This is a genomic window from Streptomyces sp. NPDC093064 (assembly GCF_044754605.1).
GTDB lineage: Bacteria > Actinomycetota > Actinomycetes > Streptomycetales > Streptomycetaceae > Streptomyces.
In genome coordinates this window covers 49,566-67,122 of record NZ_JBIVPK010000032.1, presented here as the reverse complement: position 1 = coordinate 67,122, position 17,557 = coordinate 49,566, and the positions used below count along the sequence as shown (strand labels likewise).

Here is a 17,557-nt window from a genome sequence, read left to right as displayed (position 1 = left end):
AGGTAAAAGATTTATTGGTGCTCATGTCGGCGCCTGCCTAGCGTGGCGTGCGTCACTCCGAAAGGAACGTCTGTGCCTTCCGTACGCCGCCTCTCCCACGAGTTCCTGGAGCGCCAGGGCCTCACCACCGTGTTCGGCAACCCCGGCTCCAACGAGCTGCCCTTCCTCGCCGAACTCCCCGCCGGCTTCCGCTACGTCCTGGGCCTGCACGAGGGCGCCGTCGTCGGCATGGCCGACGGGTACGCGCAGGCGACCGGCCGGTCCGTCCTGGTCAATCTGCACGCGGCGTCCGGCTCCGGGAACGCGATGGGCGCGCTGACGAACGCCGTGGCCTCCCGCACCCCGCTCGTGATCGTCGCCGGCCAGCAGGTGCGCTCCGCCGTCGGTCCGGAGGCCAACCTGTCCAACGTGGACGCCCCGGCGCTGATGCGGCCGCTCGTCGGCTGGGCGGCCGAGCCGGCGTGTGCCCAGGACGTGCCGCGTGCCCTCGCGCAGGCCGTCTTCGAGGCGCAGCTCCAGCGGCGCCCGACGTACCTGTCCGTCCCCTACGACGACTGGGCGGCCGACGCCGGCGACAACGCCCTGGCGGTCCTCGACCGTCGGGTCGGCCGCGCTTCCGTCCCCGACGGGGAGCAGGGCCGCCGGCTGGCCGAGCAGGTCGCCTCCGCCCGGCGGCCCGCGCTGGTGCTGGGCGGGGACATCGACTCGGCCGGCCTGTTCGACGACGCCGTCCGGCTGGCCGAGCGCCTGGGCGGCCCGGTGTGGGCGGCCCCCTCACAGTTCCGGCTGCCCTTCCCCAACCGGCACCCCCTTTTCCGCGGGGTACTGCCCGCCGGGATCGCGCCGGTCTGCGAGGCGTTCGAGGGCCACGACCTGGTCCTGGTGCTCGGCGCGCCGGTGTTCCGCTACCACGAACACCTCCCCGGCCGGTACCTGCCCGAGGGCACCCGGCTGATCCAGGTGACCGAGGACGCCTCCGCCGCCGCGCGGGCGCCGATGGGCGAGGCGCTGGTCGCCGACCCCGGAGCCGTCATCGGCCTGCTCCTGAAACTGCTCGACGGCCGCGAGGCACCCGCCGGCGCCTTCCGGCCCGCGCCCGAGCCGCCCACCGGCGAGGGTTCCCGGCTGCACCCCGAGCAGGTCTTCGCCGCGCTGCGCGACGAACTGTCCGAAGACACCGCCTACGTGGTCGAGTCGACGTCGACGAACGCCTCCTGGTGGCGCCAGATGGACCTGCGCCGGCCCGGCTCCTACTACTTCCCGGCGGCCGGCGGACTCGGGTTCGGGCTGCCCGGCGCGGTCGGGGTCGCCATGGGGCAGCGCGGCCGGCCGGTGGTCGGCGTCATCGGGGACGGCTCGGCCAACTACGGCATCACCGCCCTGTGGACGGCCGCCCAGCACCGCATCCCACTGACCGTCGTACTGCTGCGCAACGGCACGTACGGGGCACTGCGCTGGTTCGGCGGCCTGCTGGGGGTGCCGGACGCCCCCGGCCTGGACATCCCCGGCCTGGACTTCACCCGCATCGCCGAGGGATACGGCGTCCGGGCCCGGCACGTCGGCGACGCCGAGGAGCTGCGGGCCGCCCTCGCCGAGCGCCCGGACCACCCGCGGCTGCTCCAGGTGGACACCGCGCTCACCACCCCGTCCTGATCCGCCCCTGTAAAGAAGAGAGGAAACGCGATGGCACTCCTGGACAGCGACGTCTGGGGCAAGAAGCTCTTCAGCGACGGCTGGAGGGACGCCTCCGGCGAGCAGCCGGTCGTCGAACCCGCGACCGGCGAACAGCTCGCGACGGCGGGCCTGGCCACCGCCGAGGACGTACGGCGTGCGTCCGCCCGCGCGGCCGAGGCGCAGCGCGACTGGGCGACGACTTCCCCGCAGCGGCGGGCCACCGTACTGCGCCGGGCGGGCGAGTTGCTGGCCGAGCACGCCGCCGAGATCGAGGACTGGCTGGTACGCGAGGCCGGGTCCGTACGGGCCAAGGCGGCCTTCGAGGCACAGCTCGCCGTGGGCGAGTGCTTCGAGTGCGCGGGCCTGCCGACGCATCCGCAGGGCGAGGTGCTCACCTCCGAGGACGCCCGCTGGTCCCTCTCCCGCCGCCGCCCCGCCGGTGTCGTCAGTGTCATCGCGCCCTTCAACTTCCCGCTCATCCTGGGCCTGCGCTCGGTGGCACCGGCGCTCGCCCTGGGCAACGCGGTGCTGCTCAAGCCGGATCCGCGCACCGCGGTGAGCGGTGGTGTCGTCATCGCGCGCGTCTTCGAGGAGGCGGGCCTGCCGGCCGGGGTGCTGCACCTGCTGCCGGGCGACGGCTCGGTCGGCCGGGCGGTCGTCGAGGCGCCCGAGGTCCGGGTGGTCTCCTTCACCGGCTCGACCCCGGTCGGGCGGGCGATCGGCGAGCAGGCCGGACGCCTGCTCAAGCGGGCCCACCTGGAGCTGGGCGGGAACAACGCGCTGGTCGTGCTGCCCGGGGCGGACGTGCCGAAGGCGGCCTCCGCCGGCGCGTTCGGCTCCTATCTGCACCAGGGCCAGATCTGCATGACGACCGGCCGCCACATCGTCCACGAGTCGCTGCTGGAGGACTACACCGCGGCGCTCGCCGCGAAAGCCGCGGCCCTGCCGGTCGGCGACCCGGCCCGCGAGGACGTCGCGCTCGGGCCGATCATCGACCGGCGCCAGCTCGAGCGGGTGCACGGCATCGTCACCGACAGCGTCGCCGCGGGCGCGACCCTCGCCGCGGGCGGCGAGATCGTCGGCGCGGGCTACCGGGCCACCGTGCTGAGCGGCCTGACGACCGACATGCCGGCCTGGCGCGAGGAGATCTTCGGGCCCGTCGCGCCCGTCATCGGCTTCTCGACGCTGGAGGAGGCCGCGCGGATCGTCAACGACTGCGAGTACGGGCTGTCCGTGGGGATCCTCGGCGACGTGGGGACGGCGATGAAGCTCGCCGACCGGATCGACTCCGGCAAGGTCCACATCAACGAGCAGACCGTCAGCGACGAGCCCAACGCCCCCTTCGGCGGGGTCAAGGCCTCCGGCACCGGATCCCGGTTCGGGGGCGCCGCCGCCAACGTCGAGGCCTTCACCGAGACCCAGTGGGTCACCGTCCGGCCCGACATCGCCGACTACCCGTTCTGACCTCGTCCGTCCCCGCCCGTCCGCTCCCGTCCCCAGGGGGGAACGTCCTGATGACATCCGCCGTCTCGTCCCAGACGACCGTGCAGTCCGGCACCGCCGGGCGCAGCACCTGGACCGTGGTCCTGTGCTGGATCACCGTCATGCTGGAGGGCTACGACCTCGTCGTCCTCGGCGCCATCATCCCGACCCTGCTCAAGACCCGCCACCTCGGCATGACCGCGGGCGACGCCACCATGATCGCGACGCTGTCGCTCGTCGGCGTCGCGATCGGCGCCGTCTGCGTCGGCCCGCTGGCCGACCGGCTGGGGCGCCGCCTGCTGCTCATCGCGTCGGTGGTGGTGTTCTCGGTGTTCACCATCGTGGTGCCGCTGGCCGGCTCCGTGACCATGTTCGCCGTCCTCCGGCTCATCGCCGGTCTGGGCCTCGGCGCCTGCATGCCGGTGTCGCTCACGATGATGGCCGAGCACATGCCGGCCAGCCGGCGGGCCCGGGCCAGCACCCTGACCATGACCGGCTACCACACCGGTGCCGTGATCACCTCCCTGCTGGCCCTCCAGGTGACCGACAACTGGCAGATCCTGTTCTACGTCCTCGGCGTGGCCGGCCTCGTCGTCGCCGGCATCCAGTGGTTCCGGCTGCCGGAGTCGGAGGCCTTCATGCGGGCCAAGCAGGCGACCGGGGCGCAGCGGGTCCCGTTCACCGAGCTGCTCAAGCCGGCCTACCTGCGCGCGGGCATCGGCATCTGGGTCGCCTCGTTCATGGGGCTGCTGCTGGTCTACGGCCTGAACACCTGGCTGCCCAAGCTGATGAACGACGCCGGCTACCCCGTCCCCACGGCCGTCACCCAGCTCCTGGTGCTCAACGTCGGCGGTGTCGTCGGCCTGATCGTCGGCGGCTTCGTGGCCGACCGGCGGGGCATCAAGGGGACCATCCTCGGCTGGTTCGCGGTGTCCGTGGTCATGCTCGGCTGCCTGAGCGTCAAGATGAACAGCGACATCCTGCTCAACGTCGTCGTCTTCCTCACCGGCGTGTTCGTCTTCTCCGCCATGGTGCTCGTCTACGCCTACGTGACGCACTTCTACCCGGCCGCGGTGCGCGGGACCGCCCTCGGTTCGGCCTCCGGCATCGGCCGGATCGGCTCGATCGTCGGCCCGACGATCACCGGGGCCCTGGTCGCCTCCGGCATCGGCCACCCGTGGGGCTTCTACTTCTTCGCCGCGGTCGCGGTGCTCGGCTTCCTGGCCGTGCTGACCCTGCCGCGGCACGCTCCGCAGCCGGAGGCCGCCGGGGTCACCGCCTGACGCGTCCGTTCACCCTTCGCGACGGCGCGGGGCCGCCCACCGGGCGGGCCCGCGCCGTCACCGCTTCGAGGCCGACCGATCGACCGCGCCCGTGCGCCTTACGCAGTGCGCCGCGCGCCGGGGATCACCTGTCATCCGGCCCGGTCGCCCGCCGGCTGGCCGGGGAGCACTGGTGTCCGTGGGGCGGCGGGCCAGCCGTCGGCGGGGTGCGCGACCGTCCCGGACACGGTCGTACCCGGGTTCTCGACGCCCTCGGGCAGGGCGAACTCCGCCCAGATCACCTTCCCGTGCGGGGAGTAGCGGGTGCCCCAGTGCTCGGTCATCTGCGACACCAGGAACAGACCGCGGCCGCCCTCCTCGGTCGTCGCGGCGTAGCGCAGGTGCGGGGAGGTGCTGGTGCCGTCGGAGACCTCGCAGATCAGCGTGCGGTCGCGGATCAGCCGGACGTGGATCGGCTCGCCGCCGTAGCGGATGGCGTTGGTGACCAGTTCGCTCAGCACGAGTTCCATGCTGAAGCCGAGCTCGGACAGGCCCCACTCGTCGAGTGTGCGGGCGGCCGCGACGCGGACCCGGGCGACGGCGGCCGGGTCGGGCGGCACGTCCCACTCGGCGACCCGGTCGCAGGGCAGCGCCCGGGTCCGGGCGATCAGCAGGGCGACGTCGTCCTTGGGACGCGCAGGCAGCATCGCGTCCAGCACTGCCTGGCAGCTCTGCTCCGGCGAGCGGCCGGGATGGCCCGCGAGGGCCTGGCGCAGCAGTTCCATGCCGACGTCCAGGTCTCGCCTGCGGTCCTCGATGAGGCCGTCGGTGTACAGGGCGAGCTGGGTGCCTTCGGGGAGCTCCAGCTCGGCCGTCCGGAACGGCATGCCGCCCAGGCCGAGCGGCGGCCCGTGCGGCAGATCCGGGAAGGTGACGCTGCCGTCCGGGCTGACCAGCGCGGGCGCGAGATGACCGGCACGCGCCATGGCGCAGCGACGCGTCACGGGATCGTAGATCGCGTACAGGCAGGTGGCTCCGACGACGGCCGCGGCGGCGCCGGTGGAGGCCTCGTCGTGGTCGATACGGCCGACGAGGTCGTCCAGGTGGCTCAGCAGCTCGTCGGGGGGCAGGTCGAGCGTGGAGAAGTTGTGCACCGCGGTCCGCAGCCGTCCCATGGTGGCGGCGGCGTGCAGGCCGTGCCCGACCACGTCCCCGACGACCAGGGCGACCCGCCCGCCGGGCAGCGGGATCACGTCGAACCAGTCACCGCTCACGCCCGACTGGGCGGGCAGATAGCGGTAGCCGACCTCCAGCGCGCTCAGCTCGGGCAGGGCCCGCGGCAGCAGGCTGCGCTGGAGGGTGACCGCGAGCGCGTGCTCGCGGGCGTAGCGGCGGGCGTTGTCGATGCTGACCGCGGCCCGGGCCACCAGCTCCTCGGCCAGGGACAGCTCCTCCTCGTCGAACGGGCCGCGCTCCTTGCAGCGCCAGAAGTTGGCCATGCCCAGCACGACACCGCGAGCCTGGATCGGGGCCGAGATCAGCGAGTGGATGCCGTAGTCGACGATCGCCTCGGTGCGCTCCGGATCCTGCGCCTGCCAGCCGTACGCCGACGACAGGTCCGTCACCAGTTCCACGTGGCCGGTGTCGTAGCTGCGGGCCTGGGGCGTGGACGGCAGGAAGTCGATCAGCCGGCCCTTCTCGTAGAGCGGCGCGTCGTCCTGGATACCGCGTACGGCGATGCGGCGCAGGCCCGTCGCGGTGCCGGCGGGCTCCTCGCCCCGCAGTACGCCCTCGGCGAGGTCCACGGAGACGTAGTCGGCGAAGCGGGGGACGGCGACCTGGGCGAGTTCGTCGGCGGTGCGGGACACGTCGAGGGTGGTGCCGATGCCCAGGCCGGCGTCGTAGAGCAGTTCGAGCCGTTCCCGGGCGACCTGGGCACGGCCGGAGATGGCCTGGAGTTCGGTGGAGTCGCGGAGCGTCACCACCGTTCGCCGCCCGCCTCCGTCGCTGTGCGTGGGCCGCTGGTTGACCGCCAGCAGACGGGATCCGGCGAGGTGCACCTCGTCGGTGGCCATGCGGCCGGAGGTCAGCAGTTCTACCGTTTCGGGTTCCAGCGCCGGGAACTGCGTCACCTGCCTGCCCTCGGCGTCCGACGGCAGCTCCAGCAGCCGCTTGGCCTCGTCGTTCGCCAGCAGCAGCCGACCGTCGTCACCGACGATGAGCACTCCTTCGCGTACGGAGTGCAGCACCGCGTCGTGGTGGTCGTACATGCGGGTCATCTCGTCCGGGGCGAGGCTGTGGGTCTGCCGCCGCAGCCGCCTGCCGACCAGCGCCGTCACGCCCGTGGCCAGACCGAGCGCGGCCGCGCCGGCGCCCAGGATGATCGGGATCTGCCGGTGCACCTGACTGGTCACGTGCTTGACCTGGAGCCCGGCGGAGACCAGTGCCACCACGCGGTCGCCGTCCCTGATGGGAACGGTGGCCTGTACCTCGTCGCCGAGCGGCCCGTTGACGCTCTCGGTGTAGACCTTGCCGGCCAGCGACGGCTCGATGGCGCCGACGAAGCGGTGGCCGATGCGGTCGGGCAGGGGGTGGGTGTAGCGGATGCCGTTCCTGTCCATGACGACGATGAAGTCGACCCCCGCGGACCTGCGCGCCGCCTCCGTGAGGGGCTGGAGCACCTTCGACGGGCCAGGCGTCCGCAGTGCGCTCACGACGCCCGGGGAGTGCGCGAAGGTCTGCGCCACCGCCACGGAACGGCGCTTGGCCTCGTCGTTGACGTCGCGCTGCGACTGAAGGACGAGGGAGAAGACGGCGAAAGCCACAAGCAGCGCCACCAGCGCCACCTGCAGAACGAACACCTGTCCGGCGACGCTTCGCGGGCTCTTTCCCAGCAGCGAGCGCAGCGATATGCGTCGAAGACGGGTAAAACGGTCTGCCATCCGGCATTTGTAACATCCACCCTCCCCCATCGTCACGACTTCCACGATTGATCGTTCAGCGGGACCCCTGCGCGAACCGTGCGGGGAACCCGCGGATCTCAGGCGTTGGGGCAGGTGAAAGCGCTGTCCACGACAGCGAGAACGAATTCGGAGAGGCGGTCGCCGACGCGGCGGTGGACCTCGGCATGCGGGAGCGGACCGTCCGCGAGCGGCGACGGAGCGTAGCGACCTCGCCCCCCTCGCCGACCGGCCGGGCGGACGGCGCCGTGAACGGCACCGGCCACACGGTCGGCGTCGACTCGCAGCAGACCATCGGTGAGGGGGCGCGCTGGGGCGGGGGCGGACGCAGAGGCCGACGCCGGAGCACCGGCTCAGCGGGGCCGCACTCGGGACATCCCGAGCAAGCACCGAACGCGACGTCACGCACAGGCAGGCCGCCGCGCGCCCCCTGGACGTGCAGACCTACACCCGCCGCACCTGCGCGCGGAGCGACCAGCAGGCGCACGTTCATCAGCACGGGGCCCGCGCGAACTCCATGACCGGACAGTCGGCAGGGGCGCGGCCCCGCATGGTCGCGTGCAAGCGCATCGGCATGCGCGAGGCGCAGCCGTACCGGGGCGGGCTTACGCTCCACCCGCGCGGTAGCCACCAGACGCGCACCCACCCGCACGCGACCTGCGGACGCCATAGCCCGACAGGCGGCCCGGGCCGACGTGGAGGCGCCGAAGGCATACAGGGGCAGGCCGGCTCACCGCACCGCACGACCGGGCAGGCAGTACAGCGCGCAGCCCCCCACGAACCACAACCCCGCACGACACGACAAGAGGCACCGCAGTCATGCAGGAGCCACAGCCTGCACGGCCCGCCGCCGAACGCGCACCACCCGCACACGACCCGACTCAACCGACGCGGAGGCCCCGCCGACATACACGGCCCGCAGACGGACACGTGCCGCAGACAGGGAAGCACCGCAGGCGTACGCACGCAGGCCGACTCACCGCACGCGGTCCACGGACTGCATGACCGGGCAGACAGCGTGGGCCGCAGCCCCACACGAGCCACATCCCCGCACAACGGACGTTGAGGCGCGCAGGCATGCGGGAGCCACAAGCGTGCGCGGCCCGCCGCCGAACGCGCGCCCCCCGCCCGCGCCCCGACTCAACCGACGCGGAGGCGCCGCGGGCGTGCGCGGCCCGCAGACGTGTACGGCCCGCCGTCAATCACGCACCACCCGCACACGGCCCGACCCCAGGACCGGGCAGGCAGCGCGGGCCGCAGGCCCACACGAGCCGTGACCTCGCACAACCGACGCGGAGGCCCCGCGGACATACGCGGCCCGCAGACGGACACGTGCCGCAAGCGCGGAAACACCGCAGGCGTGCCGCTCGCCGCCGGGTGCGTGGCGCCCACGTGCACGTGGCCCGCGCGCGTCGCGGCGGGGGCGCTCACTTCGGCGGCCAGGTGCGCAGCATCGTGTCGAGGCGGTCGAGGATCCAGGTCCAGGTTTCCTGCGGGGCCGGGGCGCTGTGGGCGAAGCCGCCGGCCAGTTCCAGGCTGACGTAGCCGTGGAAGACGCTGCCCAGGAGCCGGACGGCGTGGGTCTCGTCCGGCTCGGCCAGGTCGTAGCCGCGCAGGATCGCGCGGGTCATCTGCGCGTGCCGGCCCCCGGCGCTCACGGCGGCGGTCTCCGGGTCCAACCGGAGCCGCGCCGCCGCGTAGCGGCCGGGATGTTCCCGGGCGTAGTCGCGGTAGACGTTCGCGAAGGCGGCGAGGGCGTCCTTGCCGGCCCGCCCGGCCAGCGCGTCGGCGGCCCGGTCCGCGAGTTCCTCCAGGGCGAGCAGGGCGATCCGCGTCTTGAGGTCCTGGGAGTTCTTCAGGTGCGAGTACAGGCTCGCGGCCTTGACGTCGAACCGCCGGGCGAGAGCCGAGACGGTCACGTGCTCGAAGCCGACCTCGTCCGCCAGCTCCGCCCCCGCCCTGACCAGGCGTTCCGTGGTCAACCCCGCACGCGCCATGCCGCTCCTCCCACCCGAGCCTCCAAGAACCTGAAGCCATTGAATATCTGCCTAAGCCCATTAGGCAAACAGGGCCGCAGACAAGCCCGGCGCGAATCCCATTATTGGCATGGACCTGATCACATGGTCCCGCTAAGCTGCTCCCCGACCCGGTTGAGAGCGCTCTCAGGTCGCGGTTGTTCCACCCCCACCTCGCTGGAACGACGAAGGGCACCCCTGTGAGACGCACCAGACTCCACCGCGTGACCGTGGCCGCACTCGTACTGCTCGGCAGCTGGGCCGTGGCGGGCACCTCGCCGGCCGGAGCGGCGACCCCCGCCGCCGCACCCGCCACCTCCCCCGGCCTGCTCCAGGCGATGCAGCGGGACCTGGGACTCTCCGCGCAGCAGGCCGAGGCGCGGCTGGCGGCCGAGCGGACCGCCACGGCCGCGGAACCGAAGGCTCGCGCGGCCGCGGGATCCGCCTACGGCGGCTCGTGGTTCGACGACGAGACCGGCCGGCTCACCGTGGCCGTCACCTCCGGCGCCTCCGACTCGACCCTGCGCGCCGTCCGGACCACCGGCGCCACGGTCCGCACCGTCCAGCACAGCGCACGACAGCTGGACACGGCCAAGGCCCGCCTCGACGGCACGTCGGCACCCCAGGGCGTGAGCGGCTGGCGGGTGGACCCGAAGGCCAACACGGTGGTCGTGGACGTCGTCCGCGCCGCGCGCTCCGACAACGATGTCCAACGCTTCCTCTCCCAGGCCCGCGCGGCCGGCCCCGTCACCGTCCGCACGGTCTCCGCACCGCCGCGGACCTTCGCGGCGGGCACGGTCGGCGGCGACCCCTACTACACCGGCAACGTCCGCTGCTCCATCGGCTTCTCGGTGTACGGCGGCTTCGTCACCGCCGGACACTGCGGCCAACCGGGCGCCGGGGTGAGCGGCTGGGACGGCTCGTACATCGGCACCTTCCAGGGGTCCTCGTTCCCCGACAACGACTACGCCTGGGTCAGCGTCGGCAGCGGCTGGTGGACGGTACCGGTGGTCCTCGGCTGGGGCACCGTCCCGGACCAGCTGGTGCGCGGCTCCGCCGTGGCACCCGTAGGCGCCTCGGTCTGCCGCTCCGGCTCGACGACGCACTGGCACTGCGGCACCGTGCTGGCGCACAACGAGACGGTCAACTACAGCCAGGGCGCCGTGCACCAGCTGACGAAGACCAGCGTGTGCGCCGAACCGGGCGACTCCGGCGGCTCGTTCATCAGCGGTGACCAGGCCCAGGGCGTCACCTCCGGAGGCTGGGGCAACTGCTCCGGCGGCGGGGAGACCTGGTTCCAGCCGGTCAACGAGATCCTCAACCGCTACGGACTGACCCTGCACACCGCCTGACCCGCACTGACGAGGGGGTTCCGGCCGGGCTCGGCCGGAACCCCCTTCGCGGCGAGGCGACGGGCCGCGCGCGCAGTCGGGGGACGGCGGGCGCGGTCATCCGGCGTCGGCCACCCTGCGGGCCCTGTCCCGGGCGACCCGGGCCGCGGCGTACCCGGTGCCGGCGACGAAGCGCATCATCGGCCCGAACATCGGGGCGGCGAGCGATCCGGTGAAGTACAGTCCCGGCACCGACGATTCGAACCCCGGGCTCAGCCGTGGTGCCCTCGAACCCGGCACCTGCCTGAGCGCACGGCGCACCGCCGGCGACAGGAACGGAACGGCGTCCAGGTCCAGACGGTAGCCGGTGGCGGCCAGCACATGGTCGACGTCGAGCACCTCCGCAACGCCGCCCGGCCCGGCGACGTCCAGCCGTACGACGGACCCGGCGGTCTCGGCCCGTACGACCCGGCGCGAGGTGCGCACCGGCACCACGCCCTCGACCCGGTCCCGCAGCCACCAGCCGCCCGACGGCCGCAACGCGCGCCGGAACAGCAGCAGTCGGGCCGCGGCCGGCAGATGCCGTACCGCGCCGGGGGCCCGGCAGACCGCGGCCAGGATCCAGCCCGTGCCCAGGGGCGAGGCGGGCCTGCCGATCCGCCGCGCCCAGGACCTGGCCTGCTCCGGCACCGTCCCCCACAGCACGTCGCTCTCCCGGACCAGCACCTGCGCCCGCGCACCGGACTCGTGGAGCAGCGCGGCGCTCTCCAGGGCGGACTGGCCCCCGCCGACCACGGCGACCCGGCAACCGGCGTACCGGGACAGGTCGGTGTGCTGGCTGGTGTGCGACACCGGCGCCTCGGGCCCCGGGCCTTCGGGCACGAGGCCGCGCAACTCGCCGGGTATGTGGGCCAGTCCGTTCAGGCCGGTGGCCACGACCACGGCGGCGGCGGCGAGTTCCTGTCCGTCGTCCAGCCGTACGGCGAACCCCGTACCGGACGCGGCCAGGTCGACGGCCGCCACCCGGGCCGGCTCCACCTCACCGACGTACTGCTTCTGGAACCACTGTCCGTAGCGTACGAACACCTCGCACGGGATGGGCGTCAGTTCGGTCAACTCCGGCTCGCCGTGCACCTGGAGGAAGTCCGCCAGCCGCCCGCCCGGCTCCGGTGCGGACAGATCGACGGCGTCCGGCGTCGACTTCAGGAACATCCCGGTCGCCATGGCGTGCCGCCAACTGCCCATGACCTCCCCGAAGACCCGCACCGGGACCCCCGCTCCGCGCAGGTGCGCGGCGACCGACAGCCCGTACGGCCCCGCCCCGACCACCACGACCGGAAACGCCCGGCGCCCCCGCTGCGCTCCCCCGCGGGCAGGCCGTTGCCCTGGAAGCGACTGCGTCATGCATCCCCCCGCTGATCCCCTCGCCGCCTTCCCCAAGGCCGGCGCGACACTCCGGGATGTGCGCGCCGGCAGAGCACCGCCGCACGTCTCCCCCCTCCGCCGCTCAGTGTTACCCATCGACCGGTGCCGGAATGCGATATGGGGGCACGTTGCCAAAAATTGGTCGAAGCGTTGACCGGCCGCACCGCGCGGGCCTCGACGAGAGGGAGAACGAACACCCGGCTCCCGTCCTCGCGGCGGAGGACGGGAGCCGGGTGTTCAGGACCTAGCGGTCCGTGGCGGCCGGAGAGCCGACCGCGGGTGGTGCGGTCATCAGCTTCCCGAACAACGCCATACAGGTGGAACAGTGTCCAGCCCGCTGTGCGCTCGCGCCGTCGACGTGCTGACCCAGTTTCTGGCCGCACAGCGTGGTGGTCGTGTGCTTGGCCATGACGTGCCAGACCACAGCCCCACCGGGCGTCTCTACTCCTGCACACATCTCATACATGATCGGCTCCACTCCCTCGATGGACGCCTCTCTCACTCAAGGAGATACCGAGTGGGCCATCCGCACGCAGCCACGGGCGGCCATTCAGGTGAAAAACGCGCCGGGGGCGGTGCCATCATGGAGCCCATGCGAAAAGGCGGAGCGTTGCGGACGGCGGCCGTGGTAGCGGCCGGTGGGGCGCTGGCGATGTCCCTGACGGCCTGCGGCGACCCGGGCCACCGGCGCGCGACCGGCCACGGCGGGCAGGCGGAGCATGCGCCCGGACGCGACGCGTCCACGAGGCGGGTGCCGGGCATCGGTGACAGGATGTGGCATCGGGTGCCGGCCGGGTCCCGCCAGGTGATCGCGGTCTACGGCGCGGGCCCGGACTCCCCCGACTCGACGGTCGAGCTCTTCACCGAGCACGGCTCGCGCTGGGAGCGGACGGCTTCCTGGCCGGCCCACAACGGCAGGAAGGGCTGGACGACGGACCATCACGAGGGGGACCAGCGCACACCGGTGGGGGTGTTCACGCTGAGCGACGCCGGCGGCGTGCTCGAGGACCCCGGGGCCGGGCTGCCGTACACCCGGTCCGCCGCGTTCCAGGCTCCCCGGTACTGGACGAAGAACGCCTGGCACGACTTCGACTACGTCATCGCCATCGACTTCAACCGCGTCAAGGGAACGCCGCCCAACGACCCCACCCGGCCGGAAGGACAGTCCAGGGGCGGCGGCATCTGGCTGCACATGGACCACGGCAGCGGCACGTCCGCGTGCGTGACCCTGTCCAAGCCGGCGATGCGGTATCTACTGCGCTCCCTCGACCCGCGTCAGCACCCGGTCGTAGTCATGGGGGACAAGGCGGAACTCGACACCTGACGCCGCGCGACCGCCGGCCGGTGCCGCCTCAGGGGCGCGCGGCGTCGAGCAGGTTGACGCGGGCGATGACGCGCTTGCCCACCGGCTCGCGCCGCACCTCGAACCGCTCCACCACGGCCATCACGATCTCCAGACCGTGCTGGCCCACCCGCCCCGGATCGGCGGCCCGGGCCACGGGCAGCACCGGATCGCTGTCCCAGACCGCGATGTCCACGGCGTCACCGGCGATCAGCAGGTCCATCAGGATGAGGCCGGAGGCGCACTTGCGGGCGTTGGTGACCAGTTCGCTGACCACGAGCTGGGTCAGGTCCAGGGCCCGGTTCGAGACCGTCAGCCCGTGGCCGGTCCGCGCCCGGCCCAGGAATTCGGCCGCGAGATGGCGGGCCTCGGCGATGCACGCGCCGTCGCCGTCGAGGGCCGCCGCCACGCGTATCACGCCGGTGTCCGGCGTCGGCTCCTCGTCACCGAGGAGGACGGATTCCATCCCAACCGCCTTCACCGCCCTGTTCACGGCGTGCGCATACCCCTCTTCCCGCCGGGCACGCGTGCGGTGTTCGTGTCGGCTTCGTCACAGGGGCGACCGCCCGGCGCGGCCCACCGGGCGGTGATCCGGCGGCGGCCTCGCCGCGTCCACGACCCGGACAGCTCGGCGACAAGGTGCCGGATGCATCTACCGTTCGTGGTGCCGGTCGAGCGACGGCCTCGACGCCGAGGGGAGCCCAGAATGGCCGAGGACACCGCGGAGCGGACGACGCGGGAGCCCGGTACCGTCGTCGCCCTTCGCGAGGTGGACGTCCGCCGCTTCACGACCGGGCAGGTGATCCTCGACGGCGTCGACTGGACGGTGCGGGCGGGACAGCACTGGGCGCTGCTGGGCGCCAACGGCGCCGGGAAGACCACACTGCTGCGGCTGCTGGGCGCCCTGATGCACCCCACGACCGGCAGCGTCGAGGTCCTCGGCGAGCTGCTGGGCCGCGTCGACGTGCGGGAACTGCGCGCGCGCATCGGGCACGTCACCACGGCACAGCGCGTGCCCGGGGAACTCGACGCCCACACCGTCGTGCTGACCGGTCACACGGGCACGGTGCAGCCGTTGTGGCGAATGTACGACGAGGAGGTGCGGCAGCGCGCCCACGAGCTGCTGGCCGAGCTGGAGATCAAGGACCTGGCCGACCGGCCGTACGGGGTCTGCTCGGGCGGGCAGCGGGCGCGCGTCCTCATCGCCCGGGCCCTCATGGCCGAACCGGCGCTGCTGCTCCTCGACGAGCCGTTCAACGCCCTTGACCTGCCGTCCCGCGAGGATCTGGTCGAGGCCATGCACCGGCTCGCGCAGGGGCGGCCGCGGCTCGCCACCGTGACGGTCACCCACCACCTCGAGGAGCTGTCCCCCGCTGTCAGCCACGCCCTGCTGCTGCGCGAGGGCCGGATCCTGTCCCAGGGACCCGTCGAGGACGTGCTGACCGGACCCTGGCTGACCGCGTGCTTCGGCCGCCCGATCGCGGTGAACCGGCACGAGGGCCGCTGGTGGGCCTATTCCGGGCGGCAGAACCCCGGGAGCGCGTGAGGCGGGGAGCCGTCCGATCCGTCGTACCAGGTGGTCCGATGGCGCTTTCCGCTACCCGAAGTAACGTGATCAACTTTGGCTCCGGGCTTTTCTCTCCCGTCACATCGGGCGCACCGTGCCGCCCGACACCCCGTGTGAAGGATCCCCATGCCGTCTCCAGACGCTGCTCTGCAGCAAGCGCATTCCGACTACGAACAGCACATCAAGACGTGTCGGCAATGTCATGCGCGTGACATTCCATGCGCTGTGGCCAAGCACCTGATGCGCATCTACAACAACGCCCGAAGAGGCCTCGCCCGCGCCGAGTGAGACCAAGGGGCGGCGGTGGGACCACGAGACCGGTCCCACCGCCGTCCCCTTCGCGGCCTGTGGCGCCGTCAGACGGCGCCGCGCCTGATCCGCCGCAGCAGCACGAGGCCCGCGGTCACGAGCACCGCCCCGGCGGCCGCGGGCCACAACCGGGCGCCGGTCTCGGCCAGGCTGCCCCTGACGGCCTGCGGTTCGGTCTGCGCGCCGGCCGCCTGGCCGTTTCCGCCGGGAGCCGGTGTGTAGGCGGGCGTGCCCACCTCGCCGCCGCTCGCGGCACCGGTCGCGCTCGTGGACGCGCCACCCGTGGCACTCCGCTCGGCCGCGCCCGAGGTATCGGCCTTCGGTTCCACCGCACCGCCCGCGGGCTCCGCGGACTTCTCGCCCCCGGCGTCGCCCGTGTCCGTCCCGGTCGTGGCGCCGTTGTCGGTCCGGCCCGCGCCCGTACTCGCTCCCTTGTCGGCGCCCTTGTCGGCGCTCTTGTCGGCGCCGCCTCCGGGCCGCGTGCCCGAGGTCTGCGTCGGCTTTGCCTCGGGCTCCTGCGACTTCTGCGGCTCCTGCGGTTTCTCCGGCTGCTCGCCGGACTCCGAGCCCTGGTCGGCGCCGGCGCCGCACTGGCGGCCGCTGTTGACGCAGTCGACCAGCCTGCGCATCAGGTCGTCGTCGAAGACGTTGATGAAGTCGCCGTGGTCCGTGCCCGGCTTGTGCAGTTGTTCGGGGAAGGAGTCCACGGCGAACAGCGGGGTGGTTGCGCCACCATCGTCCAGGCTCGGGGCGTCGACGCCGTAGACGATGCGCTGCACGAGTTGCGGGATCGCCCGGAATCCGTCCGGGCAGTTGCCGTCGGCGTCGGCGAACGCCACGTGCGTACGGTGGTTGGCGCTGTCGGTGTTCCGGCCGTCCCAGCAGCTCTGGAGCCTGAAGGTGCGCACCACGTCGCTGCCCCCGGGGCAGAGCGGGTACTTGTCCTTCAGCTGCCGGTCCTCGAAACCGGTGCAGGACCAGGAGGCGTTGGCGTTGGCGGGGCCGTTGACGAACGCCTTGGCGTCTCCGGTGATGATGCGCAGGAAGCGCGGCATCGCCGTCACCTTGCCGCGCGGACTGCCCTCGAAGGACAGCGTCACCTGCTTCGGCGTCACGATCCTGCCCGCGTTGCCCTCGGTCCCGCCGCCGGGGGCGTCGGCGTCCCGCTCCCGGGTTCCGTCCTGAAGGCGCAGCACGGGCCAGTAGTAGGTGGACTTGTCGCCCTTGTCGGCGCAGCTCGTGTCACCGTTCGCCAGGTCCTGGTCACTGGCGAAGGCGCTGTTGGCCTGGTTGCCGATGTAGTCGTGGAAGTGGTGGGCGCCGTTGGTGACGCCGGGGGCGACGATCACGTTGTCCGAGTTGAACAGGCCGCCCTCGTTCACTCCGCAACTGGAGGCGAAGCTGCCGCGTGCGGCGTCCGCCTCCTCACGGGGCTTTCGCGCGTCGGGCTGCACGGTGGTGATGTCCGCGTAGTCCGCGGCCACGGGGCCGTTGCCGGCCTGGCCTCCGCCGTCGGCGCCCTGCTGCGGTTCCTGCTGCCCGTCCCCCTGCGGGCTCTGCTCCTGGCCGGCCTGCTCCTGACCCGCCTCCCCGCCGCCGTCCTGGATGCCGGAGGTGCGCAAGGTGCAGGCCGCGAGGCCGTCGAGCCCCTCGGGCCGCTCCCCGGCCCGTTCGATCGCGTCGGCGATGGTCCCGATCGTCGCGGCCCGCTGCTCCTTGAGCGGACTGACAATCGTGTTCTCCACGGCACCGACGTCGAGCCGCCCGTCCTGAACCGCGTCCTGCATCTGCTGGTACGCGCTCGCGATCTGCTGGTCCAGAACCGCGAGTTGCTCGTCGACGGTCGCCTTCGCCTCCTGCGGCACCGCGGCCAGCCCGGCTCCGACGTCCGGGCAGTCGATCGTGGCACCTCCCGCCGCCGGGCTCTGGTCGCGGCCCGATTCCCCGGCGGACCGCACCGTCGACGTGTCCTCGGTGGCGGAGGCGTACACGTTGGCGACCATCAGCCCGCCTCCGCCCAGGATGAGCGCCATCGCGCCGAGCGTGGCGCGTCGCGGGCCCGTGGGTCGTCTGCGCGTGTTGCGTCTCACCGAACTTCTCCTACGCATGGTGACCGGCCAGGAATGTGAATCCCCCCGCCCCATACGGAGTTCGGCCCGGGGATGTTCAAGCGCCCCGCGGATTCCCCGC

Annotated in this window: 12 protein-coding genes; 6 read left to right on the top strand and 6 right to left on the bottom strand. The window is 72.9% G+C overall.

Annotation, left to right across the window (positions count from 1 at the left end):
• The first annotated feature begins 72 nt into the window (after nt 1–72).
• Genes mdlC through ACIQFZ_RS29930 form a run of 3 tightly spaced genes read left to right on the top strand, consistent with a single transcriptional unit; the run spans nt 73 to nt 4,439 of the window.
• The gene (gene mdlC, locus ACIQFZ_RS29940) at nt 73–1,653 is read left to right on the top strand and encodes a benzoylformate decarboxylase (protein WP_383061513.1); all 1,581 of its coding nucleotides are present in this window, start codon (nt 73–75) and stop codon (nt 1,651–1,653) included.
• Between the two features lie 30 nt (nt 1,654–1,683).
• A complete protein-coding gene (locus ACIQFZ_RS29935; protein ID WP_383061515.1) occupies nt 1,684–3,138 on the top strand; it encodes a benzaldehyde dehydrogenase in 1,455 nt (484 codons plus the stop codon).
• A gap of 50 nt (nt 3,139–3,188) precedes the next feature.
• Nucleotides 3,189–4,439 carry an MFS transporter gene (locus ACIQFZ_RS29930; RefSeq protein ID WP_376652920.1) on the top strand — a complete coding sequence of 417 codons (1,251 nt, stop codon included), beginning with the start codon at nt 3,189–3,191 and terminating at the stop codon, nt 4,437–4,439.
• Nucleotides 4,440–4,570: 131 nt separating this feature from the next.
• Here ACIQFZ_RS29930 and ACIQFZ_RS29925 read toward each other — a convergent pair whose 3' ends face one another.
• Nucleotides 4,571–7,360 (bottom strand): SpoIIE family protein phosphatase, encoded by a 2,790-nt coding sequence (locus tag ACIQFZ_RS29925; protein ID WP_402692651.1) that lies wholly within the window; start codon nt 7,358–7,360, stop codon nt 4,571–4,573.
• A 1,445-nt stretch (nt 7,361–8,805) separates the two neighbouring features.
• Nucleotides 8,806–9,375: a TetR/AcrR family transcriptional regulator gene (locus tag ACIQFZ_RS29920; protein ID WP_361413838.1), complete on the bottom strand. Its 570-nt coding sequence runs from the start codon at nt 9,373–9,375 to the stop codon at nt 8,806–8,808.
• A gap of 218 nt (nt 9,376–9,593) precedes the next feature.
• Between ACIQFZ_RS29920 and ACIQFZ_RS29915 the strand changes: the two genes are divergently transcribed.
• On the top strand, nt 9,594–10,745 hold the full coding sequence (locus ACIQFZ_RS29915) for a S1 family peptidase (RefSeq protein ID WP_383059598.1): 1,152 nt from the start codon (nt 9,594–9,596) through the stop codon (nt 10,743–10,745).
• Nucleotides 10,746–10,841: 96 nt separating this feature from the next.
• On the opposite strand, the gene ACIQFZ_RS29910 is transcribed toward ACIQFZ_RS29915, so the two are convergent.
• The gene (locus tag ACIQFZ_RS29910; RefSeq protein ID WP_365436673.1) at nt 10,842–12,053 is read right to left on the bottom strand and encodes an FAD-dependent oxidoreductase; all 1,212 of its coding nucleotides are present in this window, start codon (nt 12,051–12,053) and stop codon (nt 10,842–10,844) included.
• Nucleotides 12,054–12,393: 340 nt separating this feature from the next.
• Nucleotides 12,394–12,606: a hypothetical protein gene (locus ACIQFZ_RS29905; RefSeq protein WP_365436667.1), complete on the bottom strand. Its 213-nt coding sequence runs from the start codon at nt 12,604–12,606 to the stop codon at nt 12,394–12,396.
• Between the two features lie 135 nt (nt 12,607–12,741).
• Here ACIQFZ_RS29905 and ACIQFZ_RS29900 point away from each other — a divergent pair, with 135 nt between their 5' ends.
• Complete coding sequence (locus tag ACIQFZ_RS29900) at nt 12,742–13,473, top strand: L,D-transpeptidase family protein (protein ID WP_402692650.1); 732 nt, start codon at nt 12,742–12,744, stop codon at nt 13,471–13,473.
• A 28-nt stretch (nt 13,474–13,501) separates the two neighbouring features.
• On the opposite strand, the gene ACIQFZ_RS29895 is transcribed toward ACIQFZ_RS29900, so the two are convergent.
• Nucleotides 13,502–13,957 (bottom strand): ATP-binding protein, encoded by a 456-nt coding sequence (locus ACIQFZ_RS29895; RefSeq protein ID WP_383059602.1) that lies wholly within the window; start codon nt 13,955–13,957, stop codon nt 13,502–13,504.
• A 240-nt stretch (nt 13,958–14,197) separates the two neighbouring features.
• Here ACIQFZ_RS29895 and ACIQFZ_RS29890 point away from each other — a divergent pair, with 240 nt between their 5' ends.
• On the top strand, nt 14,198–15,037 hold the full coding sequence (locus ACIQFZ_RS29890; protein ID WP_365425059.1) for an ATP-binding cassette domain-containing protein: 840 nt from the start codon (nt 14,198–14,200) through the stop codon (nt 15,035–15,037).
• Between the two features lie 377 nt (nt 15,038–15,414).
• Here the strand turns inward: ACIQFZ_RS29890 and ACIQFZ_RS29885 are convergent, their stop codons facing one another.
• Entirely contained in the window at nt 15,415–17,400 is a 1,986-nt protein-coding gene (locus ACIQFZ_RS29885) for a DUF1996 domain-containing protein (RefSeq protein ID WP_402692662.1), read from the bottom strand.
• Nucleotides 17,401–17,557: the final 157 nt, after the last annotated feature.

Excerpts from the sequence above, each read along its gene's own strand:
- ACIQFZ_RS29890 (WP_365425059.1), top strand. The coding sequence starts at position 14,198 with ATGGCCGAGGACACCGCGGAGCGGACGACGCGGGAGCCCGGTACCGTC.
- ACIQFZ_RS29900 (WP_402692650.1), top strand. The coding sequence starts at position 12,742 with ATGCGAAAAGGCGGAGCGTTGCGGACGGCGGCCGTGGTAGCGGCCGGT.
- ACIQFZ_RS29905 (WP_365436667.1), bottom strand. The coding sequence starts at position 12,606 with ATGTGTGCAGGAGTAGAGACGCCCGGTGGGGCTGTGGTCTGGCACGTC.
- ACIQFZ_RS29895 (WP_383059602.1), bottom strand. The coding sequence starts at position 13,957 with ATGGAATCCGTCCTCCTCGGTGACGAGGAGCCGACGCCGGACACCGGC.
- ACIQFZ_RS29935 (WP_383061515.1), top strand. The coding sequence starts at position 1,684 with ATGGCACTCCTGGACAGCGACGTCTGGGGCAAGAAGCTCTTCAGCGAC.
- ACIQFZ_RS29930 (WP_376652920.1), top strand. The coding sequence starts at position 3,189 with ATGACATCCGCCGTCTCGTCCCAGACGACCGTGCAGTCCGGCACCGCC.
- ACIQFZ_RS29920 (WP_361413838.1), bottom strand. The coding sequence starts at position 9,375 with ATGGCGCGTGCGGGGTTGACCACGGAACGCCTGGTCAGGGCGGGGGCG.
- ACIQFZ_RS29925 (WP_402692651.1), bottom strand. The coding sequence starts at position 7,360 with ATGGCAGACCGTTTTACCCGTCTTCGACGCATATCGCTGCGCTCGCTG.
- ACIQFZ_RS29885 (WP_402692662.1), bottom strand. The coding sequence starts at position 17,400 with ATGGCGCTCATCCTGGGCGGAGGCGGGCTGATGGTCGCCAACGTGTAC.